Source organism: Methanosarcina mangrovi (genome assembly GCF_052057765.1).
GTDB lineage: Archaea > Halobacteriota > Methanosarcinia > Methanosarcinales > Methanosarcinaceae > Methanosarcina.
Genome location: NZ_CP195120.1, coordinates 1,367,642 through 1,385,166 on the forward strand (window position 1 = coordinate 1,367,642; position 17,525 = coordinate 1,385,166).

Sequence of the window (17,525 nt, forward strand, 5' to 3'; positions counted from 1 at the left end):
ATTGGAATTTAAACTTAAATTGGAATTTAAACCTAAATTGGAATTTAGACTTAAATTGGAATTTAAACTTAAATCGGAGCTAATTCAGGACATTTTGAATGAGGTTTATTCAAGAAATTCAGAACCTGCAGAAATACTAGCCATCCAGACCAGCAAAAAATGAGAAATTACCAGCCCAGAATAGTTATCTTCTAACAAACGTTTGAGTTGAATTCGTTTTTATAATATATATTGCATAATACTGAATGAAGGGTGGGCAACGTTAAGGAAAAAAGTAATTGCTACCCGAATCCTTGAACTCGAATATTTAGATAGAAAAAACCGAGTTAAATACTGAATTTATTCGAAAATTTATGGGATGATTTACGAGAATAAATCCAGTAAAGGTTCAGAATGCATTATGTAGGCATCAATTGTCCTGTAGCAGGATTAATCCTGTTAAAGCTTAAAAACGATGCCGGTAGTGGGGTTGTATGCGTTCTGAAATAACCTTTTCTAGCAGAGAGCAATCATGGTTGCTCATATCAACAAAGGTTTCAAGAAAATAAACCATAATGGGGGAATTTTATGCAAACAAGTCCTATCGAAGTTCAGAAAGCTTTAAAGAATATGGATTATCCTGCGAAGAAAAAGCAGCTTATAGAACACGCTAAAAAGCACAAAGCCGACAGTAAGGTGCTGGAGGTTCTTGAAGAACTTCCAGAGAAGGAGTACACCAACGCTGCCGATGTCAGCAAGGCATTCTCAGGAAAATAATTTTGCTCAGAGTGTGTCCGCTCTCAGGTGGGAGGTAGCTTAAATTATAAAATTGATTGAGCTTCAGAGAGCTTTAAACTGTCCGGGAATTCCACACAGAGGATAACCTGCAAGACGCACAGATCGAGAAAAGATCCGGATTCAAGAAATTCCCGGCATTAATGCTACCTGGAAAAAGTTCACAGCCGTCCACCTGATACAAGAAAAGAACAAGGAAGCTTTTAGCTTCCCTTTTTTCAAATCATTTTTTAGATTTATTAAAAACGGTCTTATTAGCCCAATTATTCTATATTTATCAGATACTTTATCAGATACTATGAACTATTATGGCCTATTTATAGGTCGAATACAGGTTATCGATCGAGTTTATTGATCCAATTTATTGCTCTGGTTTATTGCTTCAGTTTATTGATCCAGGTTATTGTTTAAGGTTGCTGCCTCAAGGTCTCTTTCTAGCTTTGTGATATCAAACCACACCCTGAAAAGTTCGTCTTTTCCCGTATCTCTTATCTCAAGTTCTATGGGTTGAACCAGGGTAGCTTTGACTGTTCTCCATTCTTCCCTGAGGACATCAACAATTTCCCATGGACCGGAAGAACTATCTTTTACTCTGTCTCTGGAAAGCTGTAACAGCAGATGTTTCTTTTCTACAGGAGTAAGACCTTCTATACCCCCGACTTCGAATTCACTTACCGTAACCTCTCCCATTTTGGACTGAGCAATCACTGGTTTACCGGGTTCATATTTGATTCTTTTCTCCATGAATTCGCCTTCCTTCCTGTATAAAAGACTCAGGGTGTGGGCCTGAAGGTTCTCGGGTCAAGGTAAATAATTCTCTGGCAGTAGCTGCAGATAGTCTCAAGGTGTTTTCCTGCAAGAAGCGATCTTTCCACATCTTCTTCAGGAGAGATATACTGAGTCATTTCCTCACCACAGTAAGGGCACTTTATCTTCAGCCAGTCCAGTTTCGTAAGGTGCCTCATGTTCTGTATGAGTTTTCCCAGAGCATCCTCATAGGCTTCGGAGTAGAAATTAATCGGCTGGAGATGGCGTATAAGGATCGGCAGTTCGACTCCTGCCTCTACCAGCGGAATAATTAACTGATCGGCTCCTACTGCCAGCCCGATCTCCTGATTCACCTCAGGGGATAGAACTCCTTCCTGGGTGAGAATCGGGATAACGCAGTCTGACTGGCGGATACCGAAACGTATCCTTTCAGCAAGGGAGAGGATCCGAGCTTTCCTGTACAGGGCTGAGAAACTCTCCAGTTCCACTGTCCACAGAGCCCGTGCAAGTTCCTGAGCAAGCGGTTCGTCCTGCTCGCAATGGGAAATGTAAACTTTTGTGATCATGCTGTACTTGCTCTGTATTATCCTGTTTTTTCGGACTTGTGTTCAGTTTCCGGTTCAGGTTCGGGTATCGGTTCGGGTGAAGGAACCGGTTGCGGTTCCGGTTCAGGTATCGGTTCAGGTTGAAAAGATGGTTTTCTATCTTCTTTTTCCAAAATTAACTCCCCCTTTTTCAATAACAATACTTACATATCACTTTTGGAAAAAATTATCAATGTAGTTTGTTCTGTTATATTTGTTCTGTTATATTTGTTCTGTTATATTTGTTCTGTTATATTTGTTCTGTTATATTTGTTCTGTTATATTTGTCTGTTATATTTGTCCTGTTATGAATCCAAGTTAAATAGATTTATCCTGTTAAAAATAAGTCCCCAGGGAACTGTCTTAGATCGATAATAACCTGCCCTGCCAAATACATTCTATTATGCAGCACCAGAATAATTCAGCCTCACAAACATTCAGCGCCGGAATTTCACAGCATCAGAACCATTCAGTATCAGAACCATTCAGTATCAGAACTGTTCATGCCATGAACATGTCGGTCAGTCAGAGATGCCGGTTAGTCAGAGGCTAACATTACGCTTGTGGCTTTAATTACGGCGTAAATTTCACTCCCTTCTTTTAAACCCATATGTTCAGCCGAGTTTTTTGTGATAATGGAAGTAATCTCCACACCACCAGGGAGTTCGACTATGATTTCCGAATTAACCATTCCGTGAGTTATCCTTTTGACTTTACCCTTCAGAACGTTACGTGCGCTTATTTTCATTCCAGTCCCCAATTCAGGTTTTATTTGTTAATCAATAAAGGTTGGTCTTGTGAATTAAAGAAGCATAGGAATCTGGCTTTCTGAACTTAGTTACTGAACTTTCAAACTTCATTTTTCGTGTTTAGGATTGGATCTCCTCCATCTGTGCGAAGAATAAAGCTCTATGAAAAAATCCCCTCAGGTTGAAAAAGGAAACTTAAGTAAATATCTGGTTCTATCCTGCTTCAAAAACCGGAAAATGTTGCCTCAAAGAAAGAAGGTACTGAAAAATGAGAAAATATAGTATAGAACATATCGGCATAATTGTGAGCGATCCGATAAAAATGGCAAACTGATATAGGGAAGTCCCTGATTTTGAGTTCGAATTCGCTGCTGAAGACGATGAAAAAGCTGTTGCCTTTATGGAAGACGCAGATAAAAGGGTAATGATCGAACTGGGGAAACTTCCTGACGTGCAGCCTCTGCAAAAACAAATAATGCACAATTTCCGGTTCCATACTGCTCTCAAGAGTGAAAATCTGGACAATGAAATAGATTACCTGGCAGAAAACGGTGCAAAGTTTATCGAAAAATGCCCTGTCACAAGACCCGGGAACAACCTTGCCGTACTGGAAGACCCCGGGGATAACCTTGCCGTACTGGAAGACCCCTGGGGCAACTGCATCCAGTCTGTCAAAAGGAAAAAAGGCAAAATATGAAGCAACCAGGTTTGTTTATAATTTCCTCAAAATGTTAAAAAACTATTCAGATGACTACAAATCAAACCCCCAACTTAAACAAGGGATATATTTGAATGATGCATCATTCCATATAACCAGTTTACAGGGGATATACTGAAGATGAAAATTGCATCAATTGGTATGATTTTGCTCCTTACTATGGGGAGTTTAGCTCTGTTCTCCTTCTCGCCCGGCTGTACTGAGCAGGAAGAAACTCCTGCTGAACCTGCAGAGAATACTATTGTTGAACCTACTATTGAACCTGCAGAAAACACTACTCAAGGGCTTGAACCGGTTTATGTTGAGAATATTACCGGTATCGAATGGCAGTGGACCAGTTTCCAGTCTTTTGACATGACCGGAAACCAGTTAATGATACCTGACCCTGAGAACTATACGCTTGCCTTCTTCCCTGACGGCACTTATCATATCAAAGCTGACTGCAATACCGGCAGTGGGAACTACACCCTGGAAGGAAACAATTTAACCATCGGTCCGGCTGCCATGACGCTTATGGCCTGTGGGCCCGACTCTATGGAGGCGGAATATCTGCCGCTTTTACCCCGTGTGGAGACAGCAGCTCTGGAGGACGGCCAGCTTGTCCTGTATCCCGGAACCGAAGGTGACAGAATGTTCTTTAAAAATGGGGGAGAGGTTGAGCGGTAAAATTTGATCTAAAAATGTTTGATCTAAAAATGGATCTGGTAGATCGGGGCTCGAACAAATATATAGCTTCAATACAATTTTTTACAATATGTTGAGATCTTCAATTCATGATGTCAAGTCACTGCAGTGTGAATTCATAAGTAAGTACTGATATAGCTATGTTGAAGAGCCCAACATAAAATAAATTTTTTGACAATCTATTTTTCTCCTTGAGCTCTTTATATTCGTCCTCATAATTTGCCCTTACCCGGTCCCCACTCACAAAAGAACCTGACAAAACTCCCGCTATAGCAAAAAAAATCAAACCGGTTAAGCCTATTATGTCTATAATAAACCCGGGGTCTCCCTTCAGGAATGCTGTGACAGCTGCAAGAATAAAAATTCCCGCATCGATAATAAGTAAACTCTTCATCCTTTCCACCGCTTCATTTATTTTGTGATGAGAATATAATAATTTATTGGTGGATTCGACTTTCTCAGCGGAAAGCAGGTCATTTGTTGTGAAAATAGTCGAGTATTCTGCACGGTTTCAGCAATTGCATGATCTGAATTTCCTTTTCGAAGTCCCTGTATATTGAGAAGAGACCTTTTGCGGAAGAACCTTTTGCGAATTACTTTCTTTTTCCACAGATTCCAACAACTTTAAAAGCAATGCCCTGTATCAAAATGTGAATTTTAATGTTACGGATCTGGGTTAACAATTCCCTGATTTCCTCTTAAAACGCCGGGCAATTTCCCCCGGACTTTCAACCGTAGAAGCTTTATGAGAGATTAAAATGGAACTCGACGAAGTCATAATCACACGGGCAATATTTGATGAGTATTCTAAAACCTTCCTTGACTACACGGACATCGATGTAGCACTCGTAGGAGGGGGACCTGCAAACCTTGTGGCTGCAAAGTACCTGGCTGAAGCCGGGGCAAAGGTTGCCATTTATGAGCAGAAGCTGTCACTCGGGGGCGGCATGTGGGCCGGAGGCATGATGTTTCCGCGCATTGTTGTGCAGGAAGAAGCCTGCCATGTCCTGGACGACTTCGGGATCAGGTATAAGGAGTACGAGTCCGGGTATTATGTGGCAAACTCCGTGGAATCCGTCGGGAAACTGATAGCTGGGGCAACTTCGGCGGGGGCTGAGGTTTTTAACCTTGTGAGTTTTGAAGACGTCATGATCCGGGAAAATGACAGGGTTAACGGCATAGTTATCAACTGGGGCCCTGTCACAACCCAGCGTCTGCATGTGGACCCGCTCATGATCCGCACAAAACTCGTAATTGACGGGACAGGCCATGATGCAGTTGTCTGCAATACGATTCTCCGGAAGATCCCGAACGCAAAGATCGGAGAACTCGGGCTGCTCGGGGAAAAACCGATGTGGTCTGAAGTAGGCGAGCGCCTGGCTGTGGATGCAACCCAGGAAATCTATCCCGGGCTGATTGTCGCAGGTATGGCTGCAAATGCCGCAACCCGTGCCCCGAGAATGGGTCCTGTCTTCGGAGGGATGCTTCTTTCCGGAGAAAAGGCTGCAAAACTTGCTCTTGACAGACTCAAAAAGATCTGATATTATGGTTGAGCCCGGTCCAGAACCGGACTTTTACTGTTTCTTAATGCCGGAGACAGAATTCCTGCCCCTTCTTAAAAAGGGCTCATGCTTTTTCCGGCAAAAACTTTATATAAAAAAACTCCTTCTATAGGTTGCTTCAAACCTGAAGTACCAGACCCTGTGGCCGGGGTAGGGTAGAGGTCCATCCTGTGGCCCTGTGGAGGCTACGACCCGAGTTCGATTCTCGGTCCCGGCCCTAAAGATTTTTTTTATGTTTCTTTTCCTGACTTATCTTTTCTGGATTTTCTCTTCATCTCTGATTTTATGAAGTTTCTATCACCTGTAATTTAATATCCAGCTGCGCTCTATATTCCAATCTTCAGTTATCAAACAAAGGAAACGAGAACTGATATGAAAGCACTCATCATAGACGGCTACGTGGACGAACCCGCCTGCCTTGGGGTTCCTCCTTATCTATCTCCTTATGCCCGGTACATAGCAGGAGCTCTGAGAGAGCGCGGGCTTTCCGAAAAAGAAATTCACTACCTGACAATCGATACCCTGCGGGAAAACCCTCCCGGGGATGGCGAGCTTATCGGAAAAGCAGACCTTGTGGTCATTATTGCAGGCATGACCGTGCCTGGAAAATATCTTCGGGCATCCCCTATCACGCCGGGAGAGATCGAAGCCATTTTCCGGGCTGCAAACGGAATAAAGGTCATAGGCGGCCCTATCAGGCTCGGTTTCAGCAGGGAAGGCGGAAGAGCTGCAAAGGGGACGGAAGGCGGGATCAGCCTTGGAGAAGCCGTACTTGCAAAAATGGATATCGAAGCTTTTACTTACGATCTTTTTGAGGAAGGAGCCGATGGGAGCGAAAGAGGAAGCAGTGAAAGCTGTCCTGCAAAGCTGAGAACCCCGGAATCCGTTGACCATCGTTTCAGGACAACAGCTGAGATCGGGCGCTGGGGGCCGAAAGGGGCTTTTTTGATCCGGCAGCACCCGGACTACCCTTACTTCATGTGCGAACTCGAAACCTACAGGGGCTGCGGCAGGCAGGTACACTGCTCTTTTTGCACCGAACCATTTTATGGGGCTTCGGACTACAGGCCTGTAGAGGATGTTGTCTCCGAGGTCTCTGCACTTTATTCTCATGGAGCCCGCTTTTTCAGGATAGGACGGCAGCCTGATCTTTTCTCTTACCACGGGACAGATGCCGGAGGGCCAGTCCCGAAACCCGTGCCTGAGGTTCTTGAAAAGCTTTACCGCGGAATCCGGAATTCCGCACCCGAGCTTTCTGTCCTCCACATGGATAATGCAAACCCCATAACCCTGGCAACATATCCGGAAGAGTCTGAGCAGATCCTGAAGACGATTATCAAATATCACACTTCCGGAGATGTAGCAGCCTTCGGCATGGAGACCGCTGACCCGAAAGTAGTTGCAGCAAATTCCCTCAAGGCAAGTTCCGAAGAGGTTTTTGAGGCGATAAAACTGGTAAACAGACTGGGAGCCGGGCGCGGGGTAAACGGGCTTCCGGAAATTCTTCCGGGCATTAATTTCGTTCACGGGTTGATGGGGGAAACGAAAAAAACCTTCCAGCTGAACTATGATTTTCTGCAGCAGGTGCTTGATTCGGGGCTGCTTCTCCGCAGAATCAATATCCGGCAGGTTATGGCATTTCCCGGAACTCCGATGTATGGCAGGGATGAAGCTGCAAGGAAGCATAAGAAACTCTTTCTGGATTATAAAGAACAGGTCCGAAAGAATATCGACCTTCCAATGCTCCGCCGGGTCGTGCCGGAAGGAACGGTACTGAGGGATGTAATGTGCGAAGTGCATGACCGGGGGGTCACTTTCGGAAGGCAGCTTGGCTCTTACCCTTTACTTGTGGGGGTTCCTGCCCTTATACCCCTGCGGAAATTCACGGACATTACTGTTACAGGGCACGGAATGCGTTCGATTACCGGAATTCCCTACCCCCTGAAGATAAACACCGCATCTCCCGCCCTTATCCGGGAAATACCCGGGATTGGCAAAAAAGCAGCGGATTCCATAGCTGCTGGAGTTCCATATACAGACAGAGAGGATTTTCTCAGGAGGATAAACGAGGGAGAAAGGATTATCAGCTTTATCGAAATTTGATGCACTAAAAAAGTCTAATAAAAAAGTCTAATAAAAAAGCCTAATAAAAAAGCCTAATAAAAAAGTCTAATAAAAAAGTCTAATAAAAAAGTCTAATATTCTAAATCCGATGCCCTAAGTCTTCACTCTGAATCAGACTTATTTTTCTTTTTCTTTCTTTTTCCGGTGTTCTATTCTTACTAATTTTTTTACGCGTTGGCTCATAGGATCGTAAATTTTATTCCTGAAAATCCATTTTCAGTCGGACAACATTTCAAATTTCTGGAGCTAAAAGTTCCAAATATTTGAAATAAACAGCTATTTATTCAATCCCGAATCATTTATGAATTGGGTATTCAAGGGGGAGTTGCTTGAGCAGAAGTGATGAAAATATTTGTAGAGTTAAGCTTGCTTTTCAGTTGAGCTTTATTTTGTGGGTTATGCTTGGAATTCTCATGTTTTATGCTACTGTTGAGGCGCAGTCCCGGATGTTTGGGACATTTCTACTCCTTTGTTCGGTTATCCTTTTCACGCCTTTTCTGCCTGATGGCACCGACTATAAAGAAATCGAAAATCTGGAAGACTACAAGGAAGAACCATTTGAAGCATGAATATTTCATATACAGTAGCTTCCAGAAAGCAGGTTCTTTCCTTATGTCTCAGCTGGATTTTTCCTTAGACGTTTAGTTTTCTCAGGTTTCGGCAACTCCCAGGATTCTGGCAAGCTCTGTGCCCTCGCTCCCTATGGATGAGAGTTCACCTGCAGCTTCAGACTTCGAAATGTATTTTTCGGTCCGTACGCTTCCTGGCTCCTCCATTTTAATTGTGACTTCCCCTTTGGTGTACCCCCTTTCAACGCATTCCCTTACGAGCTTCCCGTATATGCCGGCTATAATCTTCAGGCAGTCAAACACGGTATTTTCTTCAACAGCATTTTTCCTTTCCAGCAGGATCTTCTTGAGTCTTCTGAAGTCAACGGATTTCGTAAAAAACTCCTTGAGCTTGCCCATAAACATATAGAGAGCTTCGCTATCTATGAGAGGAGCCAGTTTTTCGTCTCCTGTTATATCATGGTCTCCATGCATGATCAGGAGACTCATTTCATCTGCAGATACCTTGAATATGTGCTCTGCATCCTTGTCTTGAAGTACTGTCCGGACACCGTTTCCCTCGTACTCGATGCTCATAATATGGAAACCGGATACATCCATCTTCTTTGCTTTTTCTTCTCTGGAAAGGATGCCGCTCTTTGCCCACACGGGTAAGGTAAGTTCCTGAAGGTCCTCGACTTTCAGTGAATCATGAGCAAAGTGCAGTTCAAATTCGTACTGTACACCATTAACCGAACTGACCTGCTTCCCTTTCATTTCTTTGGCTTCAACTGAAGCATAATAGGCATGCTTGGCCCCATAGATGCTTGTTTCAAAAAAAGGGCCAAGAGTTGTGAGTATCCGGGCTTCAAGCTGCTGCACTTCCATAAGTGCCAGCCTGTTTTGCCTATCAATGTCTTCAAGCCTTTCATTCTTTTTTAACAGGGCTGCCGTTGAAGCGGCCTCGATTGTTTTTGTTTTAATTTCAAGAATCTCCGCGGATTCGATTCCCTGCGCACGTTCTTCGATATAACTGATAACGTCTTTCTGGAACCTTTCTATCTCCTCAAGCTTTTCCTGAGAGATTGCCGTCTCTTCCTTAGTTCCCTGCTTTATCCCTATAATTGATTTTTCAAGAGGTATGGCTTCTTTTGAAATCCTTATGAAGTCCTGCAAATCCTGGATAAAGTCCCTCTGAACAGGAAGTTCTGTAGAGTCCTGAAAGGTGTATTTCATTCTGAATTCCTCCCCTGTAGCATGAAATGTTCTTTGTTAAATAATGTTTTTACACATTTAAATCTGTGAGTATATACTTTTTAGAAGAAAATAACTCCTTTAATTTTCCACTCTTTTTCCATTCCTTTCGGTGAACTCTTTTTGTAAAGGGTGTCTACATTTGTATATTTTCTTTGTGGTTATCTAAAAAACACTCTGGTTTTTAAAAAATTATTTTTCAAAAAATCATTATTATTAAACATAAATTTTTTATCTCGGACTATATTTAGTGTCTAATAATTTTTAGAAAGATTTATATCAAATATTTGCATAAGTTACATCATATTATCGTCACAAGATAATATAAAAAGACATATACTATATTAAATGTGAAATATTTGTATTTCATAGGAATTTGCCTGGTGGCGAATTTTCAGTTTGCAATTAATAGGTATATGTCTGATGTACCGGGCTGACCCGTCAGCTCAGGTAATAAAAACGGGGTTGGTTTATAATTCCCCTGTTACGCAAGAATTAATGGGGTTAAGACTTGTTGCGCCGGGGGTAGAGGCTAACACATTCCTGCCTGAAAAGGTTTCGGAGAAGTGGTGGCTTTTTGATCTACTAATCGAGGATAAAATTGATCAGATTAATTAAGCTCAGGAGGTGAGACGAAAAGCAGTTTTATAAATAAAAACTGTAAATTTCCTACAGTCTTGTTTTATTTAATTTTTAACCGATAATTAATTTCAGAATTTCTAGACTGTTTGTAGGATTGTGTTCAAGCTAACTGGAATCTGCTACAACTCGCAACTTTAAAAATTTATTTAATATAATATAATATCCAATGTTGGACTCAGAATCAAATTGAACATTTGCGGAATCTAGGTGCAGAAATATGAAACAAAAAATAATGCTATTTGGTGCACTGCTAATTATGTTCCTTTTAGCAGGAACAGCAAGTGCAATAGGAGATACGGAGAATACAGATACCGTATCGCTTCCAGTTGATCTGTGCGTTAATAGTATCGTCTACAGCGACGAAGGTCCCTTCGCGGCGGGAGATGTTGTAGAGATCACTGTAACCTTCAACGAACCCGTCAATTATGCGGCTTTTACTGTTTGTGACTACTATCTGGATCCCACCGTCATTTTAATGACTCCAGTGGATGACAGTGGTAATGTCTGGTGTGGTACATATCCCGTTCAAGGCGATGTAAACGACGCGGTTGATGTGATAGTATATGGAGCCATCTTAGATGGCGACTATGCTCCTGTAGCCATCTTAGGCAGCTTGCCACCGGAACTGATACCGGCGGAATTTGTGATTGACGCGGTTGAGGCAACTGATTATTACGCCTTTGTGATTGACAACGAAGCTCCGAGGTTTACTATAATTGAACCGGGTGTTGCTGTCAATACAAACTGTGTATGCTTCAATATCAAAATCGTCGATAAACTGAGTGATACAATTGCCTATGCTATCTTTATCAATGATATTGAGAAGAAAACAGGGGTTGTGGATTGTGACGGATATGTAACATATGAGCCTGAGCTGGCTGATGGCTATCATCAATGGAGAATCGAACTCGAAGACGAAGCAGGAAATATTTGTATCTCTGACGACTTCGACCTTTACGTGGATACCGACTGCCCGAGTGCAGTAATTATTTCTCCGGATGATGGCTGCGTCATCAGCGAAAATCCAGATCCCTATGATCCTCTCGATCTCCGCGGGATTATCGGCAGTCCTGACTATGATCCCTTCTATCCCTATCCCTTAATGACATTCAGTTTCACCGCTGAGGATGATTTCTCTGACGACTGTGATCTGGAGCTGTGTTACCAGGTGTACATCAACGGAGAACCTCTTGAGGAATTGTCCGGGACTATGTTCTCTGATGAGCTCGTAGCCATAGACGTTCCATCTGGTTTCTTCGAGGATGGGGCTTACACCTGGTACGTTGAAGTTGAGGATCTGGCAGGAAACTGCTTTACGAGTGGTGTCCGGGAATTCTATGTCAATTGTGAAGGGCTTGAAGTCTGCCTCAATTTCCCGGATGATGAGTTCGTTTCTGCATGCCCGGAATTTAACTTCAGTGTTTCGGGAGGAGCAGGGCTGCCTTTCGATTACGAACTGCTCATTGACGGCGAGGTAGTAAAGGAGGGTACGTGCGTTGTCGGTGAAGACGTGGTTAACTGCTATTCCGTGAATACAGAAGTGGATGAAGGTATAGGTCTGCTCTGGACGGTGTGCATCACTGACTGTGCAGGCAGGGAGTATCAACCTGAGCCATTTTCTTTCTCTGTTGACTGCACTGCTCCGGCCGCCGTGGCAAACCTGTGTGTTGTTGACGCGCTGAGCGCGACTACATGGTACTATACATATGATGAGCCCGGACTGTATGTTAGCTGGGATAATAACATCGAAGACGATCTTTGCTTCGACCCATACGATCCTTATTCTACTCCATATGTGGTTTTAATCAGCGAATGCGAGCCCTCATGCATTGAGGATATGCAACTGGCAGATGCTGTAAGCCCACTCGAATCCATATATGATGAAAACGGCGTGTGTACCCTTGATACAGACGTCTATATTGGAGGGTGCGGTGGAGAACCCCTCGTCTATGGTCAGGACTACTGGGTAGCAGTTATTGCCCTGGATTGGGCGGGCAACTACGACGATTGCTTTGCCGTTTGCGGGCCTGTCCAGACATACGAAGACATGAGCCTCACGCTTGATGCAGGCTGGAACCTGAAATCCGTGCCCAAGACTCTGGCTACGTTCAACGATGACCCGGAATCGGTCTTTGGAGAGTGCAGCACAGTAATTTACTGGGACGGTTGCGAATGGGTATTCCCTGACTGCATCGAACCATGCAAGGGTTACTGGGTTTATAGTCCTGAAGCCTGCATAAGCAATGTAGTGTTCAAGCCGATGTCACTTGACTGTACAACTCCAGATGTACCACCATGTCTTGACCTTGCTTGTGGATGGCAGATGATAGGGCACACCTCCACAGTACCTGTAGCCTGGGCCGAGACCCTAGGTTCATTGCAGGGTCTTCTTGGTTTGGAGTATAAGTTCTCCAACCTCATCACGTATTCTTGCTATGAAGGTTGGGGAGGTACAATCTCTCTTGGAGTCATAGACCTGTTTGGTGCAGACGGTCTTGCAGGAGAGATGGCTCCGTGCCCGGTTGGAGTACTTGAGTCTGATTGTCTTATGGTTCCAGGACAGGGATACTGGATCTTCATGAAGGAACCCGGTACCTATGCTTCCGTCGAATGCGTGGAGTTCTACGTCGATGGAATCGTGCCCTCCGATGGAGTCGACGATGGAACCGACGATGGAGTCGACGATGGAACCGACGATGGAGTCGACGATGGAGTCGACGATGTCTTGGACGATATCTTGCCCGACGATGTCTTGGACGATATCTTGCCCGATGATCCCTCCGACGCAGCTGGAGCCGATGACGGAGCCGACGATGGAGCCGATGATGGAGCCAATGATGGAGCCGACGATGGAGCCGACGATGGAGCCGACGATGGAGCCGATGACGGAGCCGACGATGGAGCCAATGACGGAGCCGACGATGGAGCCAATGACGGAGCCAATGATGGAGCCGACGATGGAGCCGATGATACAGGCAACTAAGGGGTGAAATTTCGAAAGCAAGCAACTTTTCAGCCATTCAGGCTGAAGGTTTTTTCTTTTTTTCTTGTTTGCGTAGCAATCGGAGGTAAATCATGAACAGGATATTAAAAAATAGTTTATTGGGAACAGCTGTACTTATGTTGTTTTTTCTAACAGCTGTCCCTACATGTATGGCAGAGGGAGAAGCAGTTCCTTTGCTTCCTATGACAGTGGAGGGAGTCGCCCTGATTGATGGGGACCCGGCTCCCACAGGCACTGTTGTTGCAGCTTACCTTGATGGAGAGCTGGTAAAAGAGGCTATCATAAATAGTTCCTCAGGAGGTTTCTATCTCTTGATTCCCGGAGAAGCCGAGGACGAGGGAAAGCCAGTTACTTTTAAGGTGGACGAAGAGGATTCGGGTGCGAGTTATGACTGGGAATCCGGAAAACAGTTTTTATCCATCGAACTGTCGGTCGGTGAGGTAGCCGACTCAGGGAGTTCTAAAAAGAGCTCAACATCAAGTTCAAGTTCCGGATCTGTAGAAACCGATGATTCGGCAGATTCTGGAGCTGAGGTCATTGAAAGTTCAGTAACTCAACCGGACGTAACGGTTCAGGAAAAAACTGTCCCTGAAAATACAGTTGCTGATTCAGGTGAAAATGCTGGAGCCGAACAGAGTACGGAACCTTCGGAAGAATCCACTGAAACAAGCAGTACTCCGGGTTTCCAGATTATTTATGCGGTTGCAGGCCTCATTCTACTCACTTTCGGCTCAAAGCTCGGGGGGGCAAGAAGGAAACCCTGACGGATTTTTCTATAAGGATCTGCACGGGTAACATGAAAATCTCAAGGTGATAAGGTGACCATCAAGGACAAATACTTAGGAACATTATTGTGCCTGGTTATTCTGGTACTGGGCATGTCCCTTGTTCCGGTTGCATCTGCCAGCGATATTCCTTCGATTCCCAACGTGTTTGAAGGAAAACTGATTACAGGCGATGCAGATGTACCCGCAGGGACGATAATTTCAGCTTATATAGATTCCGAGCTTGCTGGCTCTAAAACTATCGTGAAGCCAGGAGAGTACAAGCTGGACGTCTCAGGTACAGAAGAAGATAATGGAAAGGAAATTATCTTCAAGCTGGGCCTCGTTGAATCAGAGCCTGTTTCCGTGACCTACCAGCACGGAGCTGCGCCAGTGGAACTCGATCTTACTTTTGAAGGAGATTTTGTACCTCCAGTCATAGAAAGCTGCTCTGCATCTCCTGTGTACATCCTGAATGACGGAGAAGATTGCTCAGCTATCGGGGCAGAAGTCTCAGATGACTTGTCCGGGGTTCTGTCAGTAACCATCGATCTCACCCCCATAAGCGGAGGAGTGGTTCCATTGACACTCGAAGACGGAGGTATTTATACCTGCGATGTAGGCAGTACTCTGGCAGGAGAGTTTAAATTCCCTCTTACAGCTACGGATTACTTCGGGAATGAAGTTATAGATGATAGCAGCATCTCGATCATTGTAGTTTCGGAAGATGAGCTCACGACAAGGTTTGGAGGCGCTGATAAGAGTTTCTCTGCCGAAGAAATCAAAAACATTGTAAATAATAATGAGATCTCCAGCAGGATCAAATATGCAATTCTGGCAATTTACTTTGCTGACGGGTGGGATCGGATATGAAACTGCATGAGTTTAAAATCGCTTTTGTGCTGCTCATGACCCTGGTTTTATGTGCAGTACCGGCTTCTGCAGGCAGTGCAGAAAGGACTCTTCCTTCTTCCGTTAGCACCAGTGAGGTGTTTGAAGTAACGATCAATGTAGCTGATTATGGGGCAGCCGGACAGGTCCTGGAAAAGATTCCTGCAGGTTTCACATACGTCAGCTCGACCCTTCCGGAAGAAGCTGTAACTGTAAATGGTAACAAGATTTCCTTCCTGCTGATAAATGACAAAAGTTTCAGCTATACCCTTAAAGCTCCTGAGTCAACCGGTACATACCAGTTCGTGGGTCTTTTAAGGGATATCGACAAAACCGAATTCTCTGTGCTTCCTGCCAGTTCTTCCATCCAGGTCGGGTCAACCTCCAGCGGAAGTTCGGGCGGCGGTTCACATAAGAGCTCAAGCGGCAGCAGTTCAGGTGGCGGAGCTGGAGGTTCCCCCGAACCCCAGAACAATGTAGAGGCTAAAGAGCTTTCCCAGGCATTTGTTACCAACGGAACGCACGTAAGGTTCGATTTTCCAAATGGTGTAACCTGCATAAGGTATGTGGAGTTTGATGCCAAGAAAACTCTCGGAAAAATCACTACTGTTGTCGAAATGCTGAAAGGCCAATCCAATCTGGTTCCGAATCTGCCTGATGGCACGGTCTATAAGAACGTGAACATCTGGGTGGGTTCAGGAGGAATCGCAAACTCTGATAACATCGAAAATGCAGTTGTCGGTTTCAGAGTCGATAAGGACTGGCTCGAAGAAAACGAGATTGATGCAGGTTCGTTAAATCTCTGGTACTATGACAATTCATGGAGCAAACTTGATACCGAGAAATTAGATGAGGACAGCAACACTTACGTATACTTCGAAGCCAAGACCCCGGGTTTCGGGCCCTTTGTAATTGTTGCAGCCAATGAAGCCGAATCTGGTCCAATAGAGGTCGAGCCTATTCCGACCGAAACTACGGGTGATGTGGCATCTGAACCCGAAAAACCTTCAGGCTGGCGTTCTATGCCTGGCTTTGAATCCGCAGCTTTTCTGGGAACAGTTGGAGCCGCATACTGCGTCATGAGAAGAAAGTTCTAAATGCCTGAATGAATTCCATGTTGAAGCAGCACCAAAAGCTGCTTATTTCTTATTTTTCATCCGAATTTTGCCTCGGCAGAGTTGCGGCTCTGCAGTACGCTGTCCTTCCCGAATTGCGCCTCGGGAGTACGCGGTCTGTTTCGCTGCGCTCAAGCAGACCATTTATGGGTTAAGAAGTGAGCTTCGCTCAAGTAGACTAAAGAACAGATCCATCTGATCCATGTAACCTTATTCGCTTTATCATGTCGTTCTTGTCACGCCCGACGCAGGAGAGCGGTATTTCCCAAAAAACAGAAAAGAAGAAGAAAAGAAGAGAAAAAAAACCAGTAAGCAGAAACTATCGAGAAAGCCTGTAAGACACCAACAGAAAAGAACAAATCAAATTCTGGCTGAAAATACATTTTTTGAGTCTTTTTCATTCAGGCTTCTTTTTTCTTTTCATTTGTTTCTTCTTTTTGCAGGTCACCAGGAAAAACTGGCGAGTCTCCATCTGAAAGTTGGATAGAAATGTGGTTTTCGGGGTCAAGGGAAGCATTTTTTGGACCCGGAAGGCATTTCGCTATAATTCTCGTTTTCTCTTAATACCAGCAGAATTTACATGTTATTTTTTTCTTTCGTGGTAGATGAGACAATTTCAGGGCTGCAAAGAGTAGAAGAGAGAAAATAAAAGATTCCAGCTTCGGGTATTCTGAATAAATAACCGATTAGATTAAACCCAAAAATCAGCAAAAGACCGGAAAGACAGAGAAAAGGAAAGAAAAAAGATAGGCACAATTCATGATAGTAGAAACGGAGTTAAAAGAATATACACCAGCCGGGATTCGAACCCGGGTTCGAGCGTTGGCAACGCCCGGTGATGACCGCTACACTACTGATGTGCGAAGCTGGCAGGGCGCCCTGCCGCTTTTCTAACTATATACTTCCTTATTAATTAAGTTGACCCCCGGTGAGATTTTGCAGGTCCGGACCCGGATAAAACACGCTTTAGTTCAGATTGAAGAGGTTTTTGATATGCCGATCAGAACCGTATTTCTCGCCTTTAATGCTTATCTTTTCCTTGTTCTTTATTCTCGGTTTTTAGCCTTCATTCTTTGATCATAGTCTATTCCCTGTCCATTTTTTGTGGCATTGTGTTTTATATCACGTTACGTCTGGAGGCATGATATATATTTTTCCTTCTGAAAGCTCTAATTGAAAGAAATTATAGCTAGTTGGAGAATAGAGTAATGCTATGATTAGGGCTTACACCGTATTAGTATGAAATGAAAAGAAATTATTTAATTTTACTTCACAAAATAAAGTTTCTTCCTATCCTGACAGCCTGATATCTTTTTTCTAAAAATCAGACATTACAGTATATTT

General features: G+C 44.0%; 16 protein-coding genes and 2 tRNA genes. 11 read left to right on the top strand and 7 right to left on the bottom strand.

The genetic code is table 11. From position 1 onward, the window contains the following. Window positions 1-567: 567 nt before the first annotated feature. Window positions 568-756, top strand: coding sequence for a DUF2795 domain-containing protein (locus ACSAZL_RS06235; protein ID WP_440947844.1), 189 nt, complete (start codon window positions 568-570; stop codon window positions 754-756). Window positions 757-1,161: 405 nt separating this feature from the next. Here ACSAZL_RS06235 and ACSAZL_RS06240 read toward each other — a convergent pair whose 3' ends face one another. From ACSAZL_RS06240 to ACSAZL_RS06255, 4 genes are all read right to left on the bottom strand, one after another. After that, window positions 1,162-1,518: a hypothetical protein gene (locus tag ACSAZL_RS06240; RefSeq protein ID WP_440947845.1), complete on the bottom strand. Its 357-nt coding sequence runs from the start codon at window positions 1,516-1,518 to the stop codon at window positions 1,162-1,164. Window positions 1,519-1,547: 29 nt separating this feature from the next. After that, a complete protein-coding gene (locus ACSAZL_RS06245; protein ID WP_440947846.1) occupies window positions 1,548-2,108 on the bottom strand; it encodes a toll/interleukin-1 receptor domain-containing protein in 561 nt (186 codons plus the stop codon). 17 nt (window positions 2,109-2,125) lie between these two features. Further along, window positions 2,126-2,260 (bottom strand): hypothetical protein, encoded by a 135-nt coding sequence (locus ACSAZL_RS06250; protein WP_440947847.1) that lies wholly within the window; start codon window positions 2,258-2,260, stop codon window positions 2,126-2,128. A 404-nt stretch (window positions 2,261-2,664) separates the two neighbouring features. Next, complete coding sequence (locus ACSAZL_RS06255) at window positions 2,665-2,874, bottom strand: TOBE domain-containing protein (RefSeq protein ID WP_440947848.1); 210 nt, start codon at window positions 2,872-2,874, stop codon at window positions 2,665-2,667. Window positions 2,875-3,275: 401 nt separating this feature from the next. Here ACSAZL_RS06255 and ACSAZL_RS06260 point away from each other — a divergent pair, with 401 nt between their 5' ends. Both ACSAZL_RS06260 and ACSAZL_RS06265 read left to right on the top strand, forming a co-directional pair. After that, window positions 3,276-3,572 (top strand): VOC family protein, encoded by a 297-nt coding sequence (locus ACSAZL_RS06260; RefSeq protein ID WP_440947849.1) that lies wholly within the window; start codon window positions 3,276-3,278, stop codon window positions 3,570-3,572. A gap of 141 nt (window positions 3,573-3,713) precedes the next feature. After that, a complete protein-coding gene (locus ACSAZL_RS06265; protein WP_440947850.1) occupies window positions 3,714-4,259 on the top strand; it encodes an META domain-containing protein in 546 nt (181 codons plus the stop codon). Window positions 4,260-4,377: 118 nt separating this feature from the next. Here the strand turns inward: ACSAZL_RS06265 and ACSAZL_RS06270 are convergent, their stop codons facing one another. Next, window positions 4,378-4,671, bottom strand: coding sequence for a DUF5316 family protein (locus ACSAZL_RS06270; protein WP_440947851.1), 294 nt, complete (start codon window positions 4,669-4,671; stop codon window positions 4,378-4,380). Window positions 4,672-5,035: 364 nt separating this feature from the next. On the opposite strand from ACSAZL_RS06270, the gene ACSAZL_RS06275 reads away from it, so the two are divergent. The 4 genes from ACSAZL_RS06275 to ACSAZL_RS06290 all read left to right on the top strand — a co-directional run bounded on the left by ACSAZL_RS06275 (window position 5,036) and on the right by ACSAZL_RS06290 (window position 8,532). After that, window positions 5,036-5,818: a sulfide-dependent adenosine diphosphate thiazole synthase gene (locus ACSAZL_RS06275; RefSeq protein WP_440947852.1), complete on the top strand. Its 783-nt coding sequence runs from the start codon at window positions 5,036-5,038 to the stop codon at window positions 5,816-5,818. Window positions 5,819-5,983: 165 nt separating this feature from the next. Beyond that, a tRNA-His gene (locus tag ACSAZL_RS06280) sits at window positions 5,984-6,056 on the top strand. Between the two features lie 155 nt (window positions 6,057-6,211). Continuing rightward, window positions 6,212-7,942 carry a radical SAM protein gene (locus ACSAZL_RS06285; protein WP_440947853.1) on the top strand — a complete coding sequence of 577 codons (1,731 nt, stop codon included), beginning with the start codon at window positions 6,212-6,214 and terminating at the stop codon, window positions 7,940-7,942. Window positions 7,943-8,292: 350 nt separating this feature from the next. Beyond that, a complete protein-coding gene (locus tag ACSAZL_RS06290) occupies window positions 8,293-8,532 on the top strand; it encodes a hypothetical protein (protein ID WP_440947854.1) in 240 nt (79 codons plus the stop codon). A gap of 81 nt (window positions 8,533-8,613) precedes the next feature. Here the strand turns inward: ACSAZL_RS06290 and ACSAZL_RS06295 are convergent, their stop codons facing one another. Beyond that, on the bottom strand, window positions 8,614-9,747 hold the full coding sequence (locus ACSAZL_RS06295; protein WP_440947855.1) for a hypothetical protein: 1,134 nt from the start codon (window positions 9,745-9,747) through the stop codon (window positions 8,614-8,616). 916 nt (window positions 9,748-10,663) lie between these two features. Here ACSAZL_RS06295 and ACSAZL_RS06300 point away from each other — a divergent pair. The 4 genes from ACSAZL_RS06300 (at window position 10,664) to ACSAZL_RS06315 (ending at window position 16,163) form a co-directional block, all read left to right on the top strand. Next, the gene (locus ACSAZL_RS06300; RefSeq protein ID WP_440947856.1) at window positions 10,664-13,390 is read left to right on the top strand and encodes a hypothetical protein; all 2,727 of its coding nucleotides are present in this window, start codon (window positions 10,664-10,666) and stop codon (window positions 13,388-13,390) included. A gap of 92 nt (window positions 13,391-13,482) precedes the next feature. Further along, window positions 13,483-14,175 carry a hypothetical protein gene (locus ACSAZL_RS06305; RefSeq protein ID WP_440947857.1) on the top strand — a complete coding sequence of 231 codons (693 nt, stop codon included), beginning with the start codon at window positions 13,483-13,485 and terminating at the stop codon, window positions 14,173-14,175. Window positions 14,176-14,229: 54 nt separating this feature from the next. After that, window positions 14,230-15,048, top strand: coding sequence for a hypothetical protein (locus tag ACSAZL_RS06310; RefSeq protein WP_440947858.1), 819 nt, complete (start codon window positions 14,230-14,232; stop codon window positions 15,046-15,048). Beyond that, complete coding sequence (locus ACSAZL_RS06315; protein ID WP_440947859.1) at window positions 15,045-16,163, top strand: PGF-pre-PGF domain-containing protein; 1,119 nt, start codon at window positions 15,045-15,047, stop codon at window positions 16,161-16,163. Before ACSAZL_RS06310 ends, ACSAZL_RS06315 begins: the two co-directional genes overlap by 4 nt. 806 nt (window positions 16,164-16,969) lie before the next feature. Here the strand turns inward: ACSAZL_RS06315 and ACSAZL_RS06320 are convergent. Beyond that, a tRNA-Gly gene (locus tag ACSAZL_RS06320) sits at window positions 16,970-17,041 on the bottom strand. Window positions 17,042-17,525 lie beyond the last annotated feature (484 nt).

Excerpts from the sequence above, each read along its gene's own strand:
- ACSAZL_RS06315 (WP_440947859.1), top strand. The coding sequence starts at position 15,045 with ATGAAACTGCATGAGTTTAAAATCGCTTTTGTGCTGCTCATGACCCTG.
- ACSAZL_RS06275 (WP_440947852.1), top strand. The coding sequence starts at position 5,036 with ATGGAACTCGACGAAGTCATAATCACACGGGCAATATTTGATGAGTAT.
- ACSAZL_RS06245 (WP_440947846.1), bottom strand. The coding sequence starts at position 2,108 with ATGATCACAAAAGTTTACATTTCCCATTGCGAGCAGGACGAACCGCTT.
- ACSAZL_RS06240 (WP_440947845.1), bottom strand. The coding sequence starts at position 1,518 with ATGGAGAAAAGAATCAAATATGAACCCGGTAAACCAGTGATTGCTCAG.
- ACSAZL_RS06255 (WP_440947848.1), bottom strand. The coding sequence starts at position 2,874 with ATGAAAATAAGCGCACGTAACGTTCTGAAGGGTAAAGTCAAAAGGATA.
- ACSAZL_RS06260 (WP_440947849.1), top strand. The coding sequence starts at position 3,276 with ATGGAAGACGCAGATAAAAGGGTAATGATCGAACTGGGGAAACTTCCT.
- ACSAZL_RS06270 (WP_440947851.1), bottom strand. The coding sequence starts at position 4,671 with ATGAAGAGTTTACTTATTATCGATGCGGGAATTTTTATTCTTGCAGCT.
- ACSAZL_RS06295 (WP_440947855.1), bottom strand. The coding sequence starts at position 9,747 with ATGAAATACACCTTTCAGGACTCTACAGAACTTCCTGTTCAGAGGGAC.
- ACSAZL_RS06285 (WP_440947853.1), top strand. The coding sequence starts at position 6,212 with ATGAAAGCACTCATCATAGACGGCTACGTGGACGAACCCGCCTGCCTT.
- ACSAZL_RS06305 (WP_440947857.1), top strand. The coding sequence starts at position 13,483 with ATGAACAGGATATTAAAAAATAGTTTATTGGGAACAGCTGTACTTATG.
- ACSAZL_RS06265 (WP_440947850.1), top strand. The coding sequence starts at position 3,714 with ATGAAAATTGCATCAATTGGTATGATTTTGCTCCTTACTATGGGGAGT.
- ACSAZL_RS06300 (WP_440947856.1), top strand. The coding sequence starts at position 10,664 with ATGTTCCTTTTAGCAGGAACAGCAAGTGCAATAGGAGATACGGAGAAT.
- ACSAZL_RS06235 (WP_440947844.1), top strand. The coding sequence starts at position 568 with ATGCAAACAAGTCCTATCGAAGTTCAGAAAGCTTTAAAGAATATGGAT.